Genomic DNA, 14,122 nt, shown 5'->3' with positions numbered 1-14,122 from the left:
ATGACAGCGCTTCAATTACTTTTGTGGTCAATTGCCTTATATACCGTCGGCGGGTTCGCCTCGCTGCTGTTTAAGCGCCAAGAAAAAATTGCCATTTATGTGGCGGGGATTTCAGCCATTATTGGTGGCTTATTGGGGTTATGCAGCGCCATTCCCGTTTTAATGAATGGCGAAGTGCTGACGTATATGGCACAAGGGCCATTCCCCTTTGCCCATTTTGTGGTGCGAATGGATAGCTTAGCCGCCTTTATGGTGATGGTGATTTCGTTGTTGGTCACCGTCAGCGCCCTATATTCACTGAACTATGTTCAAGAATATTACGGACGTGGGGCGTGGAGCATGGGCTTCTTTCTCAATCTGTTTATCGCCTCGATGGTCGCCTTGGTGGTGATGGATAATGCGTTCTATTTCATTATCTTATTCGAAATGATGTCACTCGCTTCTTGGTTCTTGGTTATTGCTGACCAAGATGACAAATCGATTCGTGCTGGCCTGCTGTATTTCTTTATTGCCCACGCTGGGTCGATTTTAATCATGATAGCCTTCTTCTTAATGTGGCGACAAAGTGGCAGCTTAGATTTCGACTCCTTCCGTCAATTGACTCTTTCACCAACCATGGCATCGGTTGTGTTCTTATTGGGATTTTTTGGCTTTGGCGCCAAGGCAGGGATGCTCCCATTGCACAGCTGGTTACCGCAAGCTCACCCCGCAGCACCGTCACATGCCTCTGCTTTGATGTCAGGAGTGATGGTGAAAATCGGTATCTTTGGGATCATCAAAGTGGGTATCGACCTGCTAGGTGCCACCCAAGGCTGGTGGGGTATTGTGGTGTTGGCTTTCGGCGCGGTGTCTTCTGTCCTTGGGGTGATGTACGCACTGGCAGAGCACGATATTAAGCGCTTACTCGCTTGGCATACCGTTGAAAATATTGGGATTATTTTGATGGGCGTTGGTGTTGGCATGGTTGGTATGGCAAATAACATGCCAGTGTTAGCAACTATTGGCCTGCTCGGTGCGGTTTACCACTTGCTCAACCACGCGGTATTTAAAGGGTTGTTATTCCTTGGGGCTGGAGCGGTGATTTACCGTATTCATACCCGCGATATGGAAAAAATGGGCGGGTTAGCGAAACTAATGCCATTGACGGCAACCGCCTTTTTAATCGGTTGTATGGCGATTTCAGCGTTACCGCCTTTAAACGGTTTTGTCAGTGAGTGGTACACCTATCAATCCCTTTTCTCAATGAGCCACGAAGGCACATTCATCATGCGTATCAGTGGTCCTATCGCTATTGTGATGTTAGCCATCACAGGGGCGTTGGCGGCGATGTGTTTTGTGAAAGTGTACGGGGTCAGTTTCTGTGGTGGCGCGCGTAGCGAACAAGCCACCAAAGCACGGGAAGTGCCTTGGACAATGACCGCGGCGATGCTGATTTTAGCGGCTATCTGTGTGGTTTTAGGTGTGGGTGCCAGCGTGATTGCCCCCGTATTGGCGAATGTGGCGATGTCATTAACCAGCGCCACGGATATTACCGTTGCCCAAGGGGCGATGCTCATGCCAGATAGCGCGGCACAAGCGATGATCTCCCCAGCGATGACCTTCGTTCTGTTGCTCGCCTTACCGCTTATTCCGTTCATTATTTACTTGGCATTCAAAGGCAAACAAATGGGCTTTCGCCGTAAAGGTGATGCGTGGGCATGTGGCTACGCGTGGGAAAAAGACATGTCAGTGTCTGCGGGGGGCTTTACTCAACCGCTGCGTTCTATGTTTGCGCCGTTGTACCGTATGCGTGAGCAACTCGACCCATCGGCGCGGTTAGCACAAACCTTAGAAGTGACGAAAGCAGGGGCGGGGAAAGTTGAGCCTTTCTGGGATGAGAAAATTATTTACCCGTTCGTCCGTTGTATTAATCGAATTGCGAAGCGCATGCAGTGCTTACAAGGCGGGGACTTCAGGTTGTATTGCCTGTATGTCGTTGCTGCGTTAGTGGTGCTGCTCGTCGTGATCGCGGCGTAAGGGGAGAAACCATGACAATTCAAGAAACACCGACGTTGATGATGGGGTTCTTTGCCGTAATTCAAGCCGTTATTTTGCTGCTGTTAACCCCGTTATTCACCGGTATTTCACGGCAAATTCGCGCCAAAATGCACTCGCGCCAAGGCCCCGGTATTTGGCAGGATTATCGCGATATTATCAAACTGCTAAAACGCCAATCCGTTGCGCCTCGTGACTCAGGGGCTATCTTTCGTATCATGCCGTATGTGCTGCTTGGCAGCATGTTGTTGTTAGCGATGGCTTTGCCCGTTTTCACGTTGAACTCGCTGTTTAGTGGGGCGGGTGACTTAATTATCGTGCTGTACATTTTTGCGCTGTTCCGTTTTTTCTTTTCACTCTCAGGTTTGGACACGGGTAGCCCGTTTGCAGGGATTGGCGCAAGCCGTGAGCTCACGCTTGGGGTATTAGTCGAACCGATTTTATTCCTTGGCCTATTGGTGGTGGCGCTGATTGCTGGCTCAACCAATATCGGCACCATTAGCTCGGTGATGAGTGAAGGCTGGATTTCGCCCACCGCCACTTTTTTAGCCTTGTTAGCGTGTGGTTTCGCCACCTTTATTGAAATGGGGAAAATCCCGTTTGACGTGGCAGAAGCAGAGCAAGAGCTTCAAGAAGGGCCATTAACGGAGTACTCAGGTTCAGGTTTAGCGTTGGTGAAATGGGGCATTGGCCTCAAACAAGTGATTGTGGCGGTACTGTTTTTATCCATCTTCTTCCCATTTGGCAATGCCAGTGTGTTGACGGTGGGCAGCTTGCTGATTGCGTTAGTGCTGTTGCTGGTGAAATTACTGGTGATTTTTGTGCTGGCGTCGCTGGTGGAAAACAGTCTGGCGCGTGGGCGTTTTTTACTGACGCACCATGTGACGTGGTTAGGGTTCGGTGTTGCGGCACTCGGATTCGTTTTTTACCTCACTGGCCTATAAGGAGCGACACAGCATGTTAGAAAATATTGCACTCGCCACGCTACTTATTCCCTTTATTGGTGCATTTCTGGTGAGTAGCTTACCCACTCGTATGGCACCGTGGCTGAGCACCGTTGTTGCACTGATTGCCTCAATCGGTACGGGGATACTCGGCTGGTTGTATTTATCCGGTGGCAAAGTGGCCACGACGCTGACCCTGATCCAAGCAGGGGATGTCGAGCTATTCGGCTTCACCATTGACGGCGTTAGCACGTTGATTGCCTTTGCAGTCGTGTTCTTAGGTTTCTTAATCTGTTTATATTCAACGGGTTATTTAACTGAGGGGAACCGCGAGCACGCCCATGGGCCAACTCGTCGTTATTATGCATTCTTGCTGGTATTTATCGGGGCAATGGCTGGTGTGGTGTTATCTTCCACCATTTTAGGCCAGTTAGTCTTCTTCGAAATTACGGGGGGATGTTCTTGGGCATTGATTGGTTATTACCAAACTGAAAAATCCCAACGCAGTGCGATGAAAGCGCTGCTTATCACTCACATTGGTTCGTTAGGGCTGTATTTAGCTGCTGCCACTTTATTTATCAACACAGGGACATTCGCGCTGAGCGCCATTGGCCAGCTCAATGAGTCTGCAAGTTTGATTGTGTTTGGTGGGATTTTATTCGCTGCGTGGGGGAAATCAGCTCAACTGCCTCTGCAAGCGTGGTTGCCTGATGCCATGGAAGCACCTACCCCAGTGAGTGCTTACTTACATGCGGCATCAATGGTGAAAGTCGGGGTGTATATCTTCGCCCGTAGCTTGATGTCCTCGGATCATGTGCCTGAAATCATTGGTTGGGTAGGTGTGGTGATGGCAGTTATCACGCTGGTGTATGGTTTTATGATGTACCTGCCACAAAAGGATATGAAACGCCTGCTGGCATGGTCAACCATCACTCAACTGGCTTACATCTTCCTTGCCCTGTCGTTATCTGTCTTTGGGTCGAAAGAAGCTTTCCAAGGCGGTATCGCCTATATCTTCAACCACGCGTTTGCCAAAAGCTTGTTCTTCCTCGTTGCGGGTGCGCTGAGTTATAGCTGCGGAACACGGATGCTGCCACGTTTACGCGGCTTAGCAAAACGTTACCCGCTGTTGGGTGTTGGTTTCTGCGTTGCCGCACTGGCAATTGCAGGGGTACCACCGCTTAACGGCTTCTTCAGCAAATTCCCTATCTTCGCGGCAGGCTTCGCCCTTTCTGAACACTTCTGGATCCTCACACCAATTATGGTGCTGGTGTTGATTGAATCGGTCGCTAGCTTTGCATGGCTACTGTACTGGTTCGGCAAAGTGGTGCCCGGTGAGCCAAGTGAAGATGTGGCAAACGGCAGTGCTGTGCCATGGGCGATGCAGTGGGTGATCGGTTTACTGATCGTGATGTCCTTCGGTTCGAGCGTGATAGCCGTCATCTGGCTCAATTAAGGGAGAGAAAGTATGACTGGTTCCATGATTGTGAATAATTTAGCGGGATTGATGATGATCACCTCGCTGTTGGTTATCGGGGCGAAGCGTCCTGTGACCTCGTGTTGGTTCTATGCCTTGCAATCGCTGGTGTTAGTGGCGATTTTTGGCACCTTATCCTATACCTTGAATGCCCCTGAACTCGCTATGTGGGCGGGGTCGGCATTTATCACTAAGGTGATTTTAGTCCCTGTAATCTTAGGTTATGCATTTCGCAAGCTGTCAGACCCGTCAGCCAATGGCGGGGTGATTAGCCCTGCATGGTTGATGTTAGCCGCGGCGGTGATTGTGGTGCTGTGCTGGTTTGTGGTCGAGCCTATCAAATTGCCGATTGCCACAGAGCTAAAACCTGCGTTAGCGGTTTCCCTCGGTCACTTTATGTTAGGCCTGCTGTGCATCGTCACACAGCGCAATATCCTCAAACAGGCGTTTGGTTACTGCTTGATGGAAAATGGCTCTCACTTGACCTTGGCCTTACTGGCTTATAAAGCGCCCGAGCTGGTGGAAATTGGTATCGCCACCGATGCGATTTTCGCTGTGATTATCATGGCGGTACTGGCGCGTAAAATTTATCGCACGCTCAACACACTGAACGTGGATCAACTGACCGCGCTGAAGGGGTGATGAGATGAGTCAAAGTATGTTGTTAACGTTATTAATGGCAACGCCGTTGGTGATTTCACTGCTGGCCTTTGCGTGCCGATTGCTAGGCAGCGGCGCAAAACCCGCAGTTACATTGGTGCATACCGTCGGCATTGTGGCGCTATTGGTTTTGTCACTGTGGATGGTCAATACCATCAGTGAGGTCGGTGATTTGCTGATGGCGGGGAACTGGATCCACCTCGATAGCCTTGCAGGGTTATTTCTCGCTATTTTAGGTATTGTCGGCTTCTTAACGGGGTTATATTCCATCGGCTATATGAATCACGAAGTGGCAGATGGCGAGATCAGTGTAGGAACCTTATGTAATTACTATGGTTTCTTCCACCTGTTCTTATTTACCATGCTGTTGGTGATCACCAGTAATAACCTGATTTTAATGTGGGCAGCGGTGGAAGCGACCACACTGAGCTCGGCGTTCTTAGTGGGGATTTATGGGCAGCGTTCGTCACTGGAAGCGGCGTGGAAATACATCATTATTTGTAGCGTGGGCGTGGCATTTGGCCTGTTTGGGACAATTTTGGTGTACGCCAATGCGGTCAATGTGATGCCAAACCCTGAGCTCGCCATTTTCTGGACCGAAGTGCTGAAATACACTGAACTGCTTGACCCAACCCTGATGCATTTAGCGTTTGTTTTCGTGCTGATTGGTTTTGGTACCAAAACGGGCTTGTTCCCAATGCACGCTTGGTTACCCGATGCACACAGTGAAGCACCAAGCCCAACCTCTGCGTTACTTTCTGCGGTACTGCTTAATTGCGCGCTGCTGATCATCATTCGCTACTACATCATCGTAACCTCCGCGATTGGCGGTGAGTTCACTCAAACGCTATTGCTGGTATTCGGCTTGCTCTCAGTGGCCGTTGCCGCATTTTTCATCTTAGTGCAAAAAGACATGAAACGTCTGCTGGCCTATTCCAGTGTGGAAAACATGGGGCTGATTGCAGTGGCATTGGGTATTGGTGGCCCATTAGGGGTGTTAGCGGCCTTGCTGCACACCTTGAACCATAGCTTGGGTAAAACCTTGCTGTTCTGCGGTTCAGGGAACGTTTTACTGAAATACGGCACGCGAGATATCACCGTGGTGAAAGGCTTACTGCGTACTATGCCATTTACGGCAGTGGTGTTTGCCGGCGGCGCATTGGCTCTGGGCGGTATGCCGCCATTCAATATTTTCCTCAGCGAATTCATGATTGTGGTCGCGGGGATCGCCGCTAATCATTTCTGGTTAACCCTGCTGGTTTTGGTGTTGATCACTATCGTGTTAGGCGGGTTGGTGCGCATGATCTCGAAAACCTTATTTGGTGAGCAACCCGACTGTGTGTCTCGTGGTGAGCTGGGTATTTTAACGACATTGCCAATGGCAATTCTCATCGTATTGATGTTAGTGATGGGAACCCACATTCCACAACCGGTTAGCCGCTTACTCGAAAATGCCGCCACTATTGTATTAACCGATAGCGCGGCAACTTCAACAGAATCAACTCAATTACATTACCAATGGCCGTGGGGTGTTAGCGCCTCTACCGCATCAGTGCAGGAGAAATAACGTGAGCTATCAGAACTATACAGATACCCTTCAAGGCGTTCGCAAAGGCGTTGGCTATCTGGCACAAGTGCGCGAGAAATTTCCCCATGCGGTGCTGGATGAAGAGTGGCAAACCGCTAATCAGCTCACCATTACGGTGAAAACGGATATGCTGCCTGAGGTGGTGGAGTTTCTTTACTACGGCTGTGGCGGTTGGTTACCAGTTTTATGGGGCAATGATGAACGCCCACTCAATGGCCAATTTGCCGTGTATTACGCGCTTTCTATGGAAGAAGGGGAAAAATGTTGGGTGACAGTGAAAGCCTTTGTTAGCCCAATTACCCAAGAGTTCCCGTCTGTGACGCCGCGTGTCCCTGCGGCGGTCTGGGGGGAGCGCGAAATTCGCGATATGTACGGCCTGCGCCCCGTTGGCTTGCCCGATGAGCGCCGTTTAGTGTTACCTGATGATTGGCCGGAAGATTTATACCCGCTGCGCAAAGACACCATGGATTATCGCCAGCGCCCTGCGCCAACCACAGACACTGAAACTTACGAGTTTATTAACGACAGCAAAACCCAAAGCCGTGTTGTACCCATTGGCCCGCTGCATATCACCTCCGATGAACCTGGGCACTTCCGCTTATTCGTTGATGGCGAACGTATTGTCGATGCAGATTACCGTATGTTCTATGTCCACCGTGGGATGGAAAAACTGGCAGAAACCCGCATGGGCTATAACGAAGTCACGTTTTTATCTGACCGTGTTTGCGGAATTTGTGGTTTTACTCATAGCGTGGCATACACCTCATCGGTAGAAAATGCCCTTGGTATTTATGTACCGCAACGTGCGCACACCATTCGTAGTGTGCTTTTAGAAGTTGAACGCCTTCACAGCCACTTATTGAATATTGGCCTCGCAAGCCACTTTACAGGTTTCGACACGGGGTTTATGCAGTTTTTCCGCGTGCGTGAAAAATCCATGACCATGGCGGAATTGCTAACAGGCGCACGTAAAACGTACGGCACGAACCTGATTGGCGGCGTTCGCCGTGATTTCCTCAAAGAACAGCGTGTGAAAACCATTCAGTTGGTGCAGGAGATGCGCCGTGATGTAACCCAATTGGTGGACATGTTACTGAGCACGCCAAATATGGAACAACGTACTGTCGGCGTAGGGCGTTTAGAGCCACAAATTGCCCGTGATTACAGCCCTGTGGGGCCGATGATCCGCGCGAGCGGTTTTAAACGCGATGTGCGCTTTGATCACCCATTTGCTGATTATGGCAACCTGCCAAAAACCTTATTCAGCCTTGATGGTTGCGATGTCTATTCAAGGGTGATGGTGCGTATTAAAGAAACGCTGGATTCCTTGTCGATGATTGAATACGCGCTAGATAACATGCCAGAAGGGCCAATCCTCACGGAAGGCTTTACTTATCAGCCCCATAAATTTGCGCTGGGTTATACGGAAGCGCCGCGTGGGGAGGATGTTCACTGGAGCATGTTAGGGGATAACCAAAAACTGTACCGCTGGCGTTGTCGTGCGGCGACCTATGCCAACTGGCCAGTGCTGCGTTATATGTTGCAAGGTAATACGGTTTCCGATGCGCCGCTGATCATTGGTAGCCTTGACCCTTGTTACTCTTGTACTGACCGTGTGACGCTGGTGGACGTGAAAAAACGCAAAGCCAAAACCGTGGCATACAAAGAACTTGAGCAGCACAGCATCGACCGTAAAACGTCGATAATGAAATAGGCGGAGGGCATATTATGTTTAAACTGTTTAAAACCCTTCAAAATGCAGGAACGGCGACGGTGAAATACCCGTTCAAGCCTCTCGAAGTGGCTCACGGGTTTCGCGGTAAACCCGAGTATGACCCGCAGCAATGCATTGCCTGTGGCGCCTGTATTTCAGCGTGTCCTGCCAATGCGTTAACCATGGAGACTGACTTAGCAAGCGGTGAGCGTCGTTGGCAGTTATTCCTCGGGCGCTGCATCTATTGCGCCCGTTGTGAAGAAGTGTGCCCAACTCGCGCCATTCATCTAACGGAAGAATTCGAAACGGCAGTCATGAACAAGGCTGACTTGTACATGAAAGGCACCTTCCGCTTACAACATTGCCGCCAATGTGGCGAAGCATTCGCTCCTAAAAAATCGGTAGATTACGCGATGGCGTTAATGGTGGCGTCAGGTATCGAGGAAAGCGGCATTGAGGCGCTACGCCCGATGTATGAAACCTGCCCATCCTGTAAACAAAAAAACAATTTGCTGAACAATGGCCGCCAAAATTTCCGCTTGCACATTGAGGGAGATAAATAATGAGTCTGCCAGATATTCCTATTAATCATCATGTTAGTCGGCCTATTCAATTGGATGAGCAAGTGGCTAAGCTGAAAAGCACGCTGCTCAAAGACATCAAGCGTTCCGCCTATGTGTACCGTGTTGACTGCGGTGGTTGTAATGGCTGCGAAATCGAAATTTTCTCAGCAATTACCCCCGTTTTTGACGCAGAACGCTTCGGGATCAAAGTGGTTGCCTCTCCTCGCCACGCAGATATTTTGCTGTTTACTGGGGCGGTTACTCGCGCCATGCGCATGCCTGCATTGCGGGCTTATGAGTCCGCACCTGACCCCAAAATTTGTATCTCTTATGGGGCTTGTGGTTGTGGTGGCGGTATTTTCCATGATCTGTATTGCGTGTGGGGTGGCAGCGAACACATCGTGCCTATCGATGTGTGGATCCCAGGTTGCCCGCCAACCCCTGCGGCGACCATTTATGGCTTTGCTGTGGCGCTTGGCTTACTGAAACAAAAATTATCAGCGCAAGACCACCATGAAGCCGACGATGAGCGTGTTGAGCTTATATTGCCATCAATTCCATTAGCCACTCGGGTGATGATCGAACGTGAAGCACGCCGCCAAGCGGGTTATTACCAAGGCCGTGAAATTAGCGACCGGTTTTTATCTTTATTGGAGGGGGCGAGCCCAGCCCAAGTTCAAAGCACGTTACAAACGTGGCTCAACGAAGAGCAAGACCCCCGTTTGCGTGACATTGTTAACCATTTAGTCGCTGTGTTGAAGCAAGGAGGCATTCATGACTAGTCCAGCTTCGGCTAGCTCTTCGCCAACGGAAGGCGAAGTCTTTTTTTGGTCTTTGCGCCAAAAGTTTGTCGACAGTGACGATGACATTCCAGAAGATGCCCAGCAAGTGATGTATTACTCGTTGGCGATAGGCCACCACGTTGGGATGATTGATTGCCTGAAAACCGAGCTAGTCTGCCCGCTAACAGGCTATCAGTCTTGGGTTCAAGCCTTACCTGAGGGGGAGGCTCGTCGTAAGTTACAAGGCTTAATCACCTTTGGTGAAATTAATATCGACTCGACCCATACCAATATGTTGGCGTTGGCATTAGATGGTTTTGCCAAAGACCCGCAGTCCCCTTATCAAGCGTGGAGCAAAACGCTGATCCAGCTTCTCGGCGAAATTGAGCGGGAACCCGCGATTTATTTGATTGTAAAGCGGCAGGGCGTAGGGCATACAACCAGACAAGGTTCCCCATCATTAGACGATGAATTTACTGAAAACAAGGTATTAGCCGAACCAAACCAACCCTCTGTGCAAAACCTGATGTTGGCTGTTGGGAATAGTATGATGGGGGATGACGGTGCAGGGCCGATGTTATTCGATTTAATGGAAGCCAACCCGATTGATGGCTGGCAGGCGATTAACGGCGGGAGCAGCCCTGAAAGTGTGTCTCACCAAGTGCGTGCATTAAAACCCCAGCGCTTGTTGATTGTGGATGCCGCCGATATTGGCTTAGCACCGGGTGAAATACGAATTATTGACCCCGATGATATCGCTGAAATGTTTATCATGAGCACCCATAATTTGCCGTTAAATTTTTTAATCGACCAATTAAAAGAGGATATCGAAGAGATTATTTTCTTAGGTATTCAGCCAGACTTAGTGGGTTTTTATATGCCAATGAATGAGAAGGTGATTTCGGCAGTGCAACAAGTGTATGCCGCGTTACCTCAGTGGCAAGGGTTAGGCGGCTTTACCCTATTTGAGGGGGAATAAATGCCTAGGGGGCGGATCGCAGTGCGGTGAGGCGCTGCGATTTGTCCTCAACTTAAGCATTGCCTCGTAAAAAGTAGCCTACATCTTCCTCGACTTCTTCCATCGCCATGAGTGCGGCAAGGGTATCGTGCGCCTCTTGTTCATCAATGATGCTCATCGCAAAGCCCACGTGGACAAGCACCCATTTGCCAATCATTGCTGCGGTTTCCCCTTCACACACTAGCGCAATATTCACATCGCGTTTGACACCGCAAACTTCAACTTGGGCGGTATCCATCGGGGACTCGCCTACGCTGACCACTTTTCCGGGGATGCCTAAACACATAACAAACTCCTACATAGAATATTATTCAACTTCAATCTGTTTGACCTGCATGCTACTGCTGCTATCCACGTGCAAGTTTCGGCTGCCACAGTGTGGGCAGCCCGCTTCAAATTGGGTGATTTGCACGGTACGTTGGCAATCGCGGCATTGTGCCTGTGCAGGCACGGTAGACACATGGAGCGTAGCACCCTGCGCAAGGGTATTGCGGCAAATAATGTCGAAGCAAAAATGCACAGCAGACTCTTCCACACAAGAGACAGCACTTAATTCGAGCCAAACCCCTGTGACACGCTGGGCATGGTTTTGCTTGGCGTGTTGTTCAATGATTTCAAAAGCATTTTGGCATAATGCAACTTCATGCATAGCACGCTCCTTACAGCAGGATATCCGGCGGAATTTCAAAGGCAGCACGGCGTCGGCGCTCTTTAACGATTTCATCCATACGGTTTCTATCGACAACCATCAACGCTTCCGTTGGGCACACTTCGACGCAAGCAGGGCCACCTTCTCGGGTATGGCATAAATCGCATTTATGGGCTTCTGCACGGTATTGTGGGATGGTATTGAGAGCGGTCACTTGCTGGTCGACTTGTCGACTAATCACTTCCATGGTGCCGTAAGGGCAGGCAATAACGCAGGTTTTACAACCAATACATTTTGATTGGTCAACATAGACAAAATCGTCTTTGCGGCTGATTGCGCCATTTGGGCACACATTAGCACATGGCGCATCTTCACATTGGCGACACACCACTGCCGTACTGACGGTATAGCCTTTTAATACATGAATTCGTGGGAAAAATTCATCTTTGACGACAGTGGCAATCCCCGTTTCTTGTTCTTGGTGGGACACCACACACGCGACTTCGCAAGTATGGCAACCAATGCATTTTTTGGGATCTGCAATGATGAAACGGTTCATCCTACTCTCCTGAATAATAGATGATGACAATACATTCAACGTTCCGATGTACTTGTTTTCAATTTAGATACTCAGGTATAAGCATGGATCGTGCCAAATTGATGGAATAATTAAATTCAGTTAAATCAATATATTAATAAACAATTAGGTATTTCATTTGTAGAAAATAAATATATTCGACACGCTTTCGACAATAATGACGACGTTTAATATTGAATCGTTATATAATAATATATATTACAGTTTAATTTACCGTGAAAAAATAGGGGATTGGATCAAAGTTAAATCAGTCAATGATATTATTTTTCTTTAGAGTCATTACAATAATCTTATTTGGTGTCGTATTGATGTTTAATTATATCAATGGCCATTAGTTTGAGTGTTTATAACATCTCAAGGAAATGATTAAAAAGAATGGGGTATTTGTGGGGATCACTGAAAGTAATGAACGTATACGCCATGAACGCGACCAATATCGAATACTGGTAGATATTACTAATTCCGTTTTATCACATTTAGAAATGGATGGATTAGTTGCCGAAGTTTCCCGGGAAATTTACCGCTTTTTTGGTATTAGCCAAATTAGTATTGCCCTGTGTGATAATTATAGCTCAGCGGTATACCTTTGTTATTCAAGCCATCACCGCCGCGGAAAACCCGTCGAAAAAACTCAATATCATTTAAACGAACTACACCCTGATTTAACGCAAGTGCTTGAAAGTAATCAGTCTATGCGCTTAGCTCTTGACCAATCGACCCAAGACCCACTGTATCAGCACGTGTGTGCTCAAGGAATGACGGAAACACTATTATTGCCGTTGGCATTTAACCATAAGCCCCTTGGCGTTTTAGTCTTATCCCACGAAGATACCCATATTTTCACCGATGATAACTGCAATTTACTCAAACAGATTGCGGCGCGCTTTGCTATTGCGGTAGACAATGCGGCGGCATATGGCGAAATTACTCGCCTAAAAGACAGTCTGAAAAATGAAAACCTCTGGCTCAATGAGCAAATTCACGGTAATGAGAGTTTTAGCGAAATCATTTTTCAAAGTGCCGCCATGCGTAATGTGCTCGACCAAGTGGATTTGGTGGCACGCAGCGACAGTACCGTATTGATTTTAGGGGAAACGGGAACAGGTAAAGAGCTAATTGCCCGCGCTATTCATCGGTTAAGTGACAGACATCGCCGTGCAATTATTAAAATGAATTGTGCGGCGATCCCGTCTGGTTTGTTGGAAAGTGACTTATTTGGTCACGATAAAGGCGCATTTACTGGAGCAACCACTACGCACATTGGCCGTTTTGAAATGGCAGATAAAAGCACGCTGTTTTTAGATGAAATCGGCGATATGCCATTGGAATTACAACCAAAATTACTTCGTGTGCTACAAGAGCGTGAAATAGAACGTATCGGTGGTAACAAAGTTATTCCTGTGGATGTACGGCTGATTGCGGCAACGAATCGTGACTTAAAGGGCATGACGGATGAGCGTGAGTTCCGCGAAGATCTGTATTATCGGCTGAATGTGTTCCCGATTATTATCCCGCCGCTACGTGAAAGGCCTGAAGATATTCCACTACTTGCCACCCATTTTACGCAAAAAATTGCGCAGCGTATGAACCGTAAGATTGAGTGTATTCCCCGTGAAGCACTGGCACAGTTATCATTGTATCCGTGGCCAGGTAATGTCCGTGAGTTGGAAAATGTCATTGAGCGAGCGGTGATTTTAACCCGTGGAAATACTTTGAATTTACAACTACATGAACTCAATATCCCAAAGCCTTCACGCCTTAAAAATGCCTTTGAAAAGCCCAGTGCCATAGAAAAACGCATGCAAACCGCAGCCCCTGAAAGTGACGATGAAGAGAGAGATAGAATTATTGCGGCGCTACGAGCGACAAACGGCGTGGTGGCTGGTGCGAGGGGGGCTGCAACCCGCTTAGGGTTAAAACGCACCACATTATTATCACGTATGCAGCGGTTAGGGATCTCGGTTCAAGATTTATTTTAATTGTATGTTTTTTGATTATATTTATCAGGTTGCTTATTACTGTTTTTATATAATTGATAGTCATATAAAATGAACAATAATAGCCTTAATGAAATTAATTATTATTTATATTTGAA

Annotated in this window: 13 protein-coding genes and 1 pseudogene; 11 read left to right on the top strand and 3 right to left on the bottom strand. The window is 48.3% G+C overall.

What is annotated here, in order from left to right; translation table 11 throughout:
• The 10 genes and pseudogenes from hyfB (at position 1) to hycI (ending at position 10,741) form a co-directional block, all read left to right on the top strand.
• Positions 1-2,016 (top strand): hydrogenase 4 subunit B, encoded by a 2,016-nt coding sequence (gene hyfB, locus J6836_RS15055; RefSeq protein WP_219244800.1) that lies wholly within the window; start codon positions 1-3, stop codon positions 2,014-2,016.
• Positions 2,017-2,027: 11 nt separating this feature from the next.
• The gene (locus J6836_RS15050; protein WP_273803476.1) at positions 2,028-2,978 is read left to right on the top strand and encodes a respiratory chain complex I subunit 1 family protein; all 951 of its coding nucleotides are present in this window, start codon (positions 2,028-2,030) and stop codon (positions 2,976-2,978) included.
• A 13-nt stretch (positions 2,979-2,991) separates the two neighbouring features.
• Complete coding sequence (locus J6836_RS15045) at positions 2,992-4,434, top strand: hydrogenase 4 subunit D (RefSeq protein WP_219244799.1); 1,443 nt, start codon at positions 2,992-2,994, stop codon at positions 4,432-4,434.
• Between the two features lie 12 nt (positions 4,435-4,446).
• Positions 4,447-5,097: a hydrogenase 4 membrane subunit gene (gene hyfE / locus J6836_RS15040; protein WP_219244798.1), complete on the top strand. Its 651-nt coding sequence runs from the start codon at positions 4,447-4,449 to the stop codon at positions 5,095-5,097.
• A gap of 4 nt (positions 5,098-5,101) precedes the next feature.
• Positions 5,102-6,682, top strand: coding sequence for a hydrogenase 4 subunit F (locus tag J6836_RS15035; RefSeq protein ID WP_219244797.1), 1,581 nt, complete (start codon positions 5,102-5,104; stop codon positions 6,680-6,682).
• Position 6,683: 1 nt separating this feature from the next.
• Positions 6,684-8,417, top strand: coding sequence for a hydrogenase large subunit (locus J6836_RS15030; protein WP_219244796.1), 1,734 nt, complete (start codon positions 6,684-6,686; stop codon positions 8,415-8,417).
• Positions 8,418-8,431: 14 nt separating this feature from the next.
• Positions 8,432-8,980, top strand: coding sequence for a hydrogenase 4 subunit H (hyfH, locus tag J6836_RS15025; protein WP_219244795.1), 549 nt, complete (start codon positions 8,432-8,434; stop codon positions 8,978-8,980).
• Positions 8,980-9,762, top strand: coding sequence for an NADH-quinone oxidoreductase subunit B family protein (locus tag J6836_RS15020; RefSeq protein WP_219244794.1), 783 nt, complete (start codon positions 8,980-8,982; stop codon positions 9,760-9,762). The genes hyfH and J6836_RS15020 overlap by 1 nt, the downstream gene beginning before the upstream one ends.
• Positions 9,755-10,126, top strand: a pseudogene (locus J6836_RS22795) (formate hydrogenlyase maturation HycH family protein); the annotation flags it as partial. The gene J6836_RS15020 and the pseudogene J6836_RS22795, both read left to right, overlap by 8 nt.
• Before the next feature lie 162 nt (positions 10,127-10,288).
• Positions 10,289-10,741: a hydrogenase maturation peptidase HycI gene (gene hycI, locus J6836_RS22790; protein ID WP_255586419.1), complete on the top strand. Its 453-nt coding sequence runs from the start codon at positions 10,289-10,291 to the stop codon at positions 10,739-10,741.
• A 52-nt stretch (positions 10,742-10,793) separates the two neighbouring features.
• Here hycI and hybG read toward each other — a convergent pair whose 3' ends face one another.
• The 3 genes from hybG to hydN are packed head-to-tail and all read right to left on the bottom strand — an operon-like array spanning position 10,794 to position 11,988.
• Entirely contained in the window at positions 10,794-11,066 is a 273-nt protein-coding gene (gene hybG / locus J6836_RS15010; RefSeq protein ID WP_219244792.1) for a hydrogenase maturation factor HybG, read from the bottom strand.
• Between the two features lie 21 nt (positions 11,067-11,087).
• Entirely contained in the window at positions 11,088-11,429 is a 342-nt protein-coding gene (gene hypA / locus J6836_RS15005) for a hydrogenase maturation nickel metallochaperone HypA (RefSeq protein WP_219244791.1), read from the bottom strand.
• Positions 11,430-11,439: 10 nt separating this feature from the next.
• Positions 11,440-11,988 carry an electron transport protein HydN gene (hydN, locus tag J6836_RS15000; protein ID WP_219244790.1) on the bottom strand — a complete coding sequence of 183 codons (549 nt, stop codon included), beginning with the start codon at positions 11,986-11,988 and terminating at the stop codon, positions 11,440-11,442.
• Positions 11,989-12,389: 401 nt separating this feature from the next.
• Between hydN and J6836_RS14995 the strand changes: the two genes are divergently transcribed.
• A complete protein-coding gene (locus J6836_RS14995; RefSeq protein ID WP_255586240.1) occupies positions 12,390-14,006 on the top strand; it encodes a sigma 54-interacting transcriptional regulator in 1,617 nt (538 codons plus the stop codon).
• Positions 14,007-14,122: the final 116 nt, after the last annotated feature.

This window comes from Providencia sp. R33 (genome assembly GCF_019343475.1).
Classification (GTDB): domain Bacteria; phylum Pseudomonadota; class Gammaproteobacteria; order Enterobacterales; family Enterobacteriaceae; genus Providencia.
This window is presented reverse-complemented; position numbering and strand designations above follow the sequence as displayed.

What these genes read in the sequence shown, in the direction of transcription:
- J6836_RS15045 (WP_219244799.1), top strand. Translation starts at nt 2,992, where the DNA reads ATGTTAGAAAATATTGCACTCGCCACGCTACTTATTCCCTTTATTGGT.
- J6836_RS15020 (WP_219244794.1), top strand. Translation starts at nt 8,980, where the DNA reads ATGAGTCTGCCAGATATTCCTATTAATCATCATGTTAGTCGGCCTATT.
- J6836_RS15035 (WP_219244797.1), top strand. Translation starts at nt 5,102, where the DNA reads ATGAGTCAAAGTATGTTGTTAACGTTATTAATGGCAACGCCGTTGGTG.
- J6836_RS14995 (WP_255586240.1), top strand. Translation starts at nt 12,390, where the DNA reads ATGATTAAAAAGAATGGGGTATTTGTGGGGATCACTGAAAGTAATGAA.
- hyfE (WP_219244798.1), top strand. Translation starts at nt 4,447, where the DNA reads ATGACTGGTTCCATGATTGTGAATAATTTAGCGGGATTGATGATGATC.
- hycI (WP_255586419.1), top strand. Translation starts at nt 10,289, where the DNA reads ATGTTGGCTGTTGGGAATAGTATGATGGGGGATGACGGTGCAGGGCCG.
- hydN (WP_219244790.1), bottom strand. Translation starts at nt 11,988, where the DNA reads ATGAACCGTTTCATCATTGCAGATCCCAAAAAATGCATTGGTTGCCAT.
- hybG (WP_219244792.1), bottom strand. Translation starts at nt 11,066, where the DNA reads ATGTGTTTAGGCATCCCCGGAAAAGTGGTCAGCGTAGGCGAGTCCCCG.
- hyfB (WP_219244800.1), top strand. Translation starts at nt 1, where the DNA reads ATGACAGCGCTTCAATTACTTTTGTGGTCAATTGCCTTATATACCGTC.
- hypA (WP_219244791.1), bottom strand. Translation starts at nt 11,429, where the DNA reads ATGCATGAAGTTGCATTATGCCAAAATGCTTTTGAAATCATTGAACAA.
- J6836_RS15050 (WP_273803476.1), top strand. Translation starts at nt 2,028, where the DNA reads ATGACAATTCAAGAAACACCGACGTTGATGATGGGGTTCTTTGCCGTA.
- hyfH (WP_219244795.1), top strand. Translation starts at nt 8,432, where the DNA reads ATGTTTAAACTGTTTAAAACCCTTCAAAATGCAGGAACGGCGACGGTG.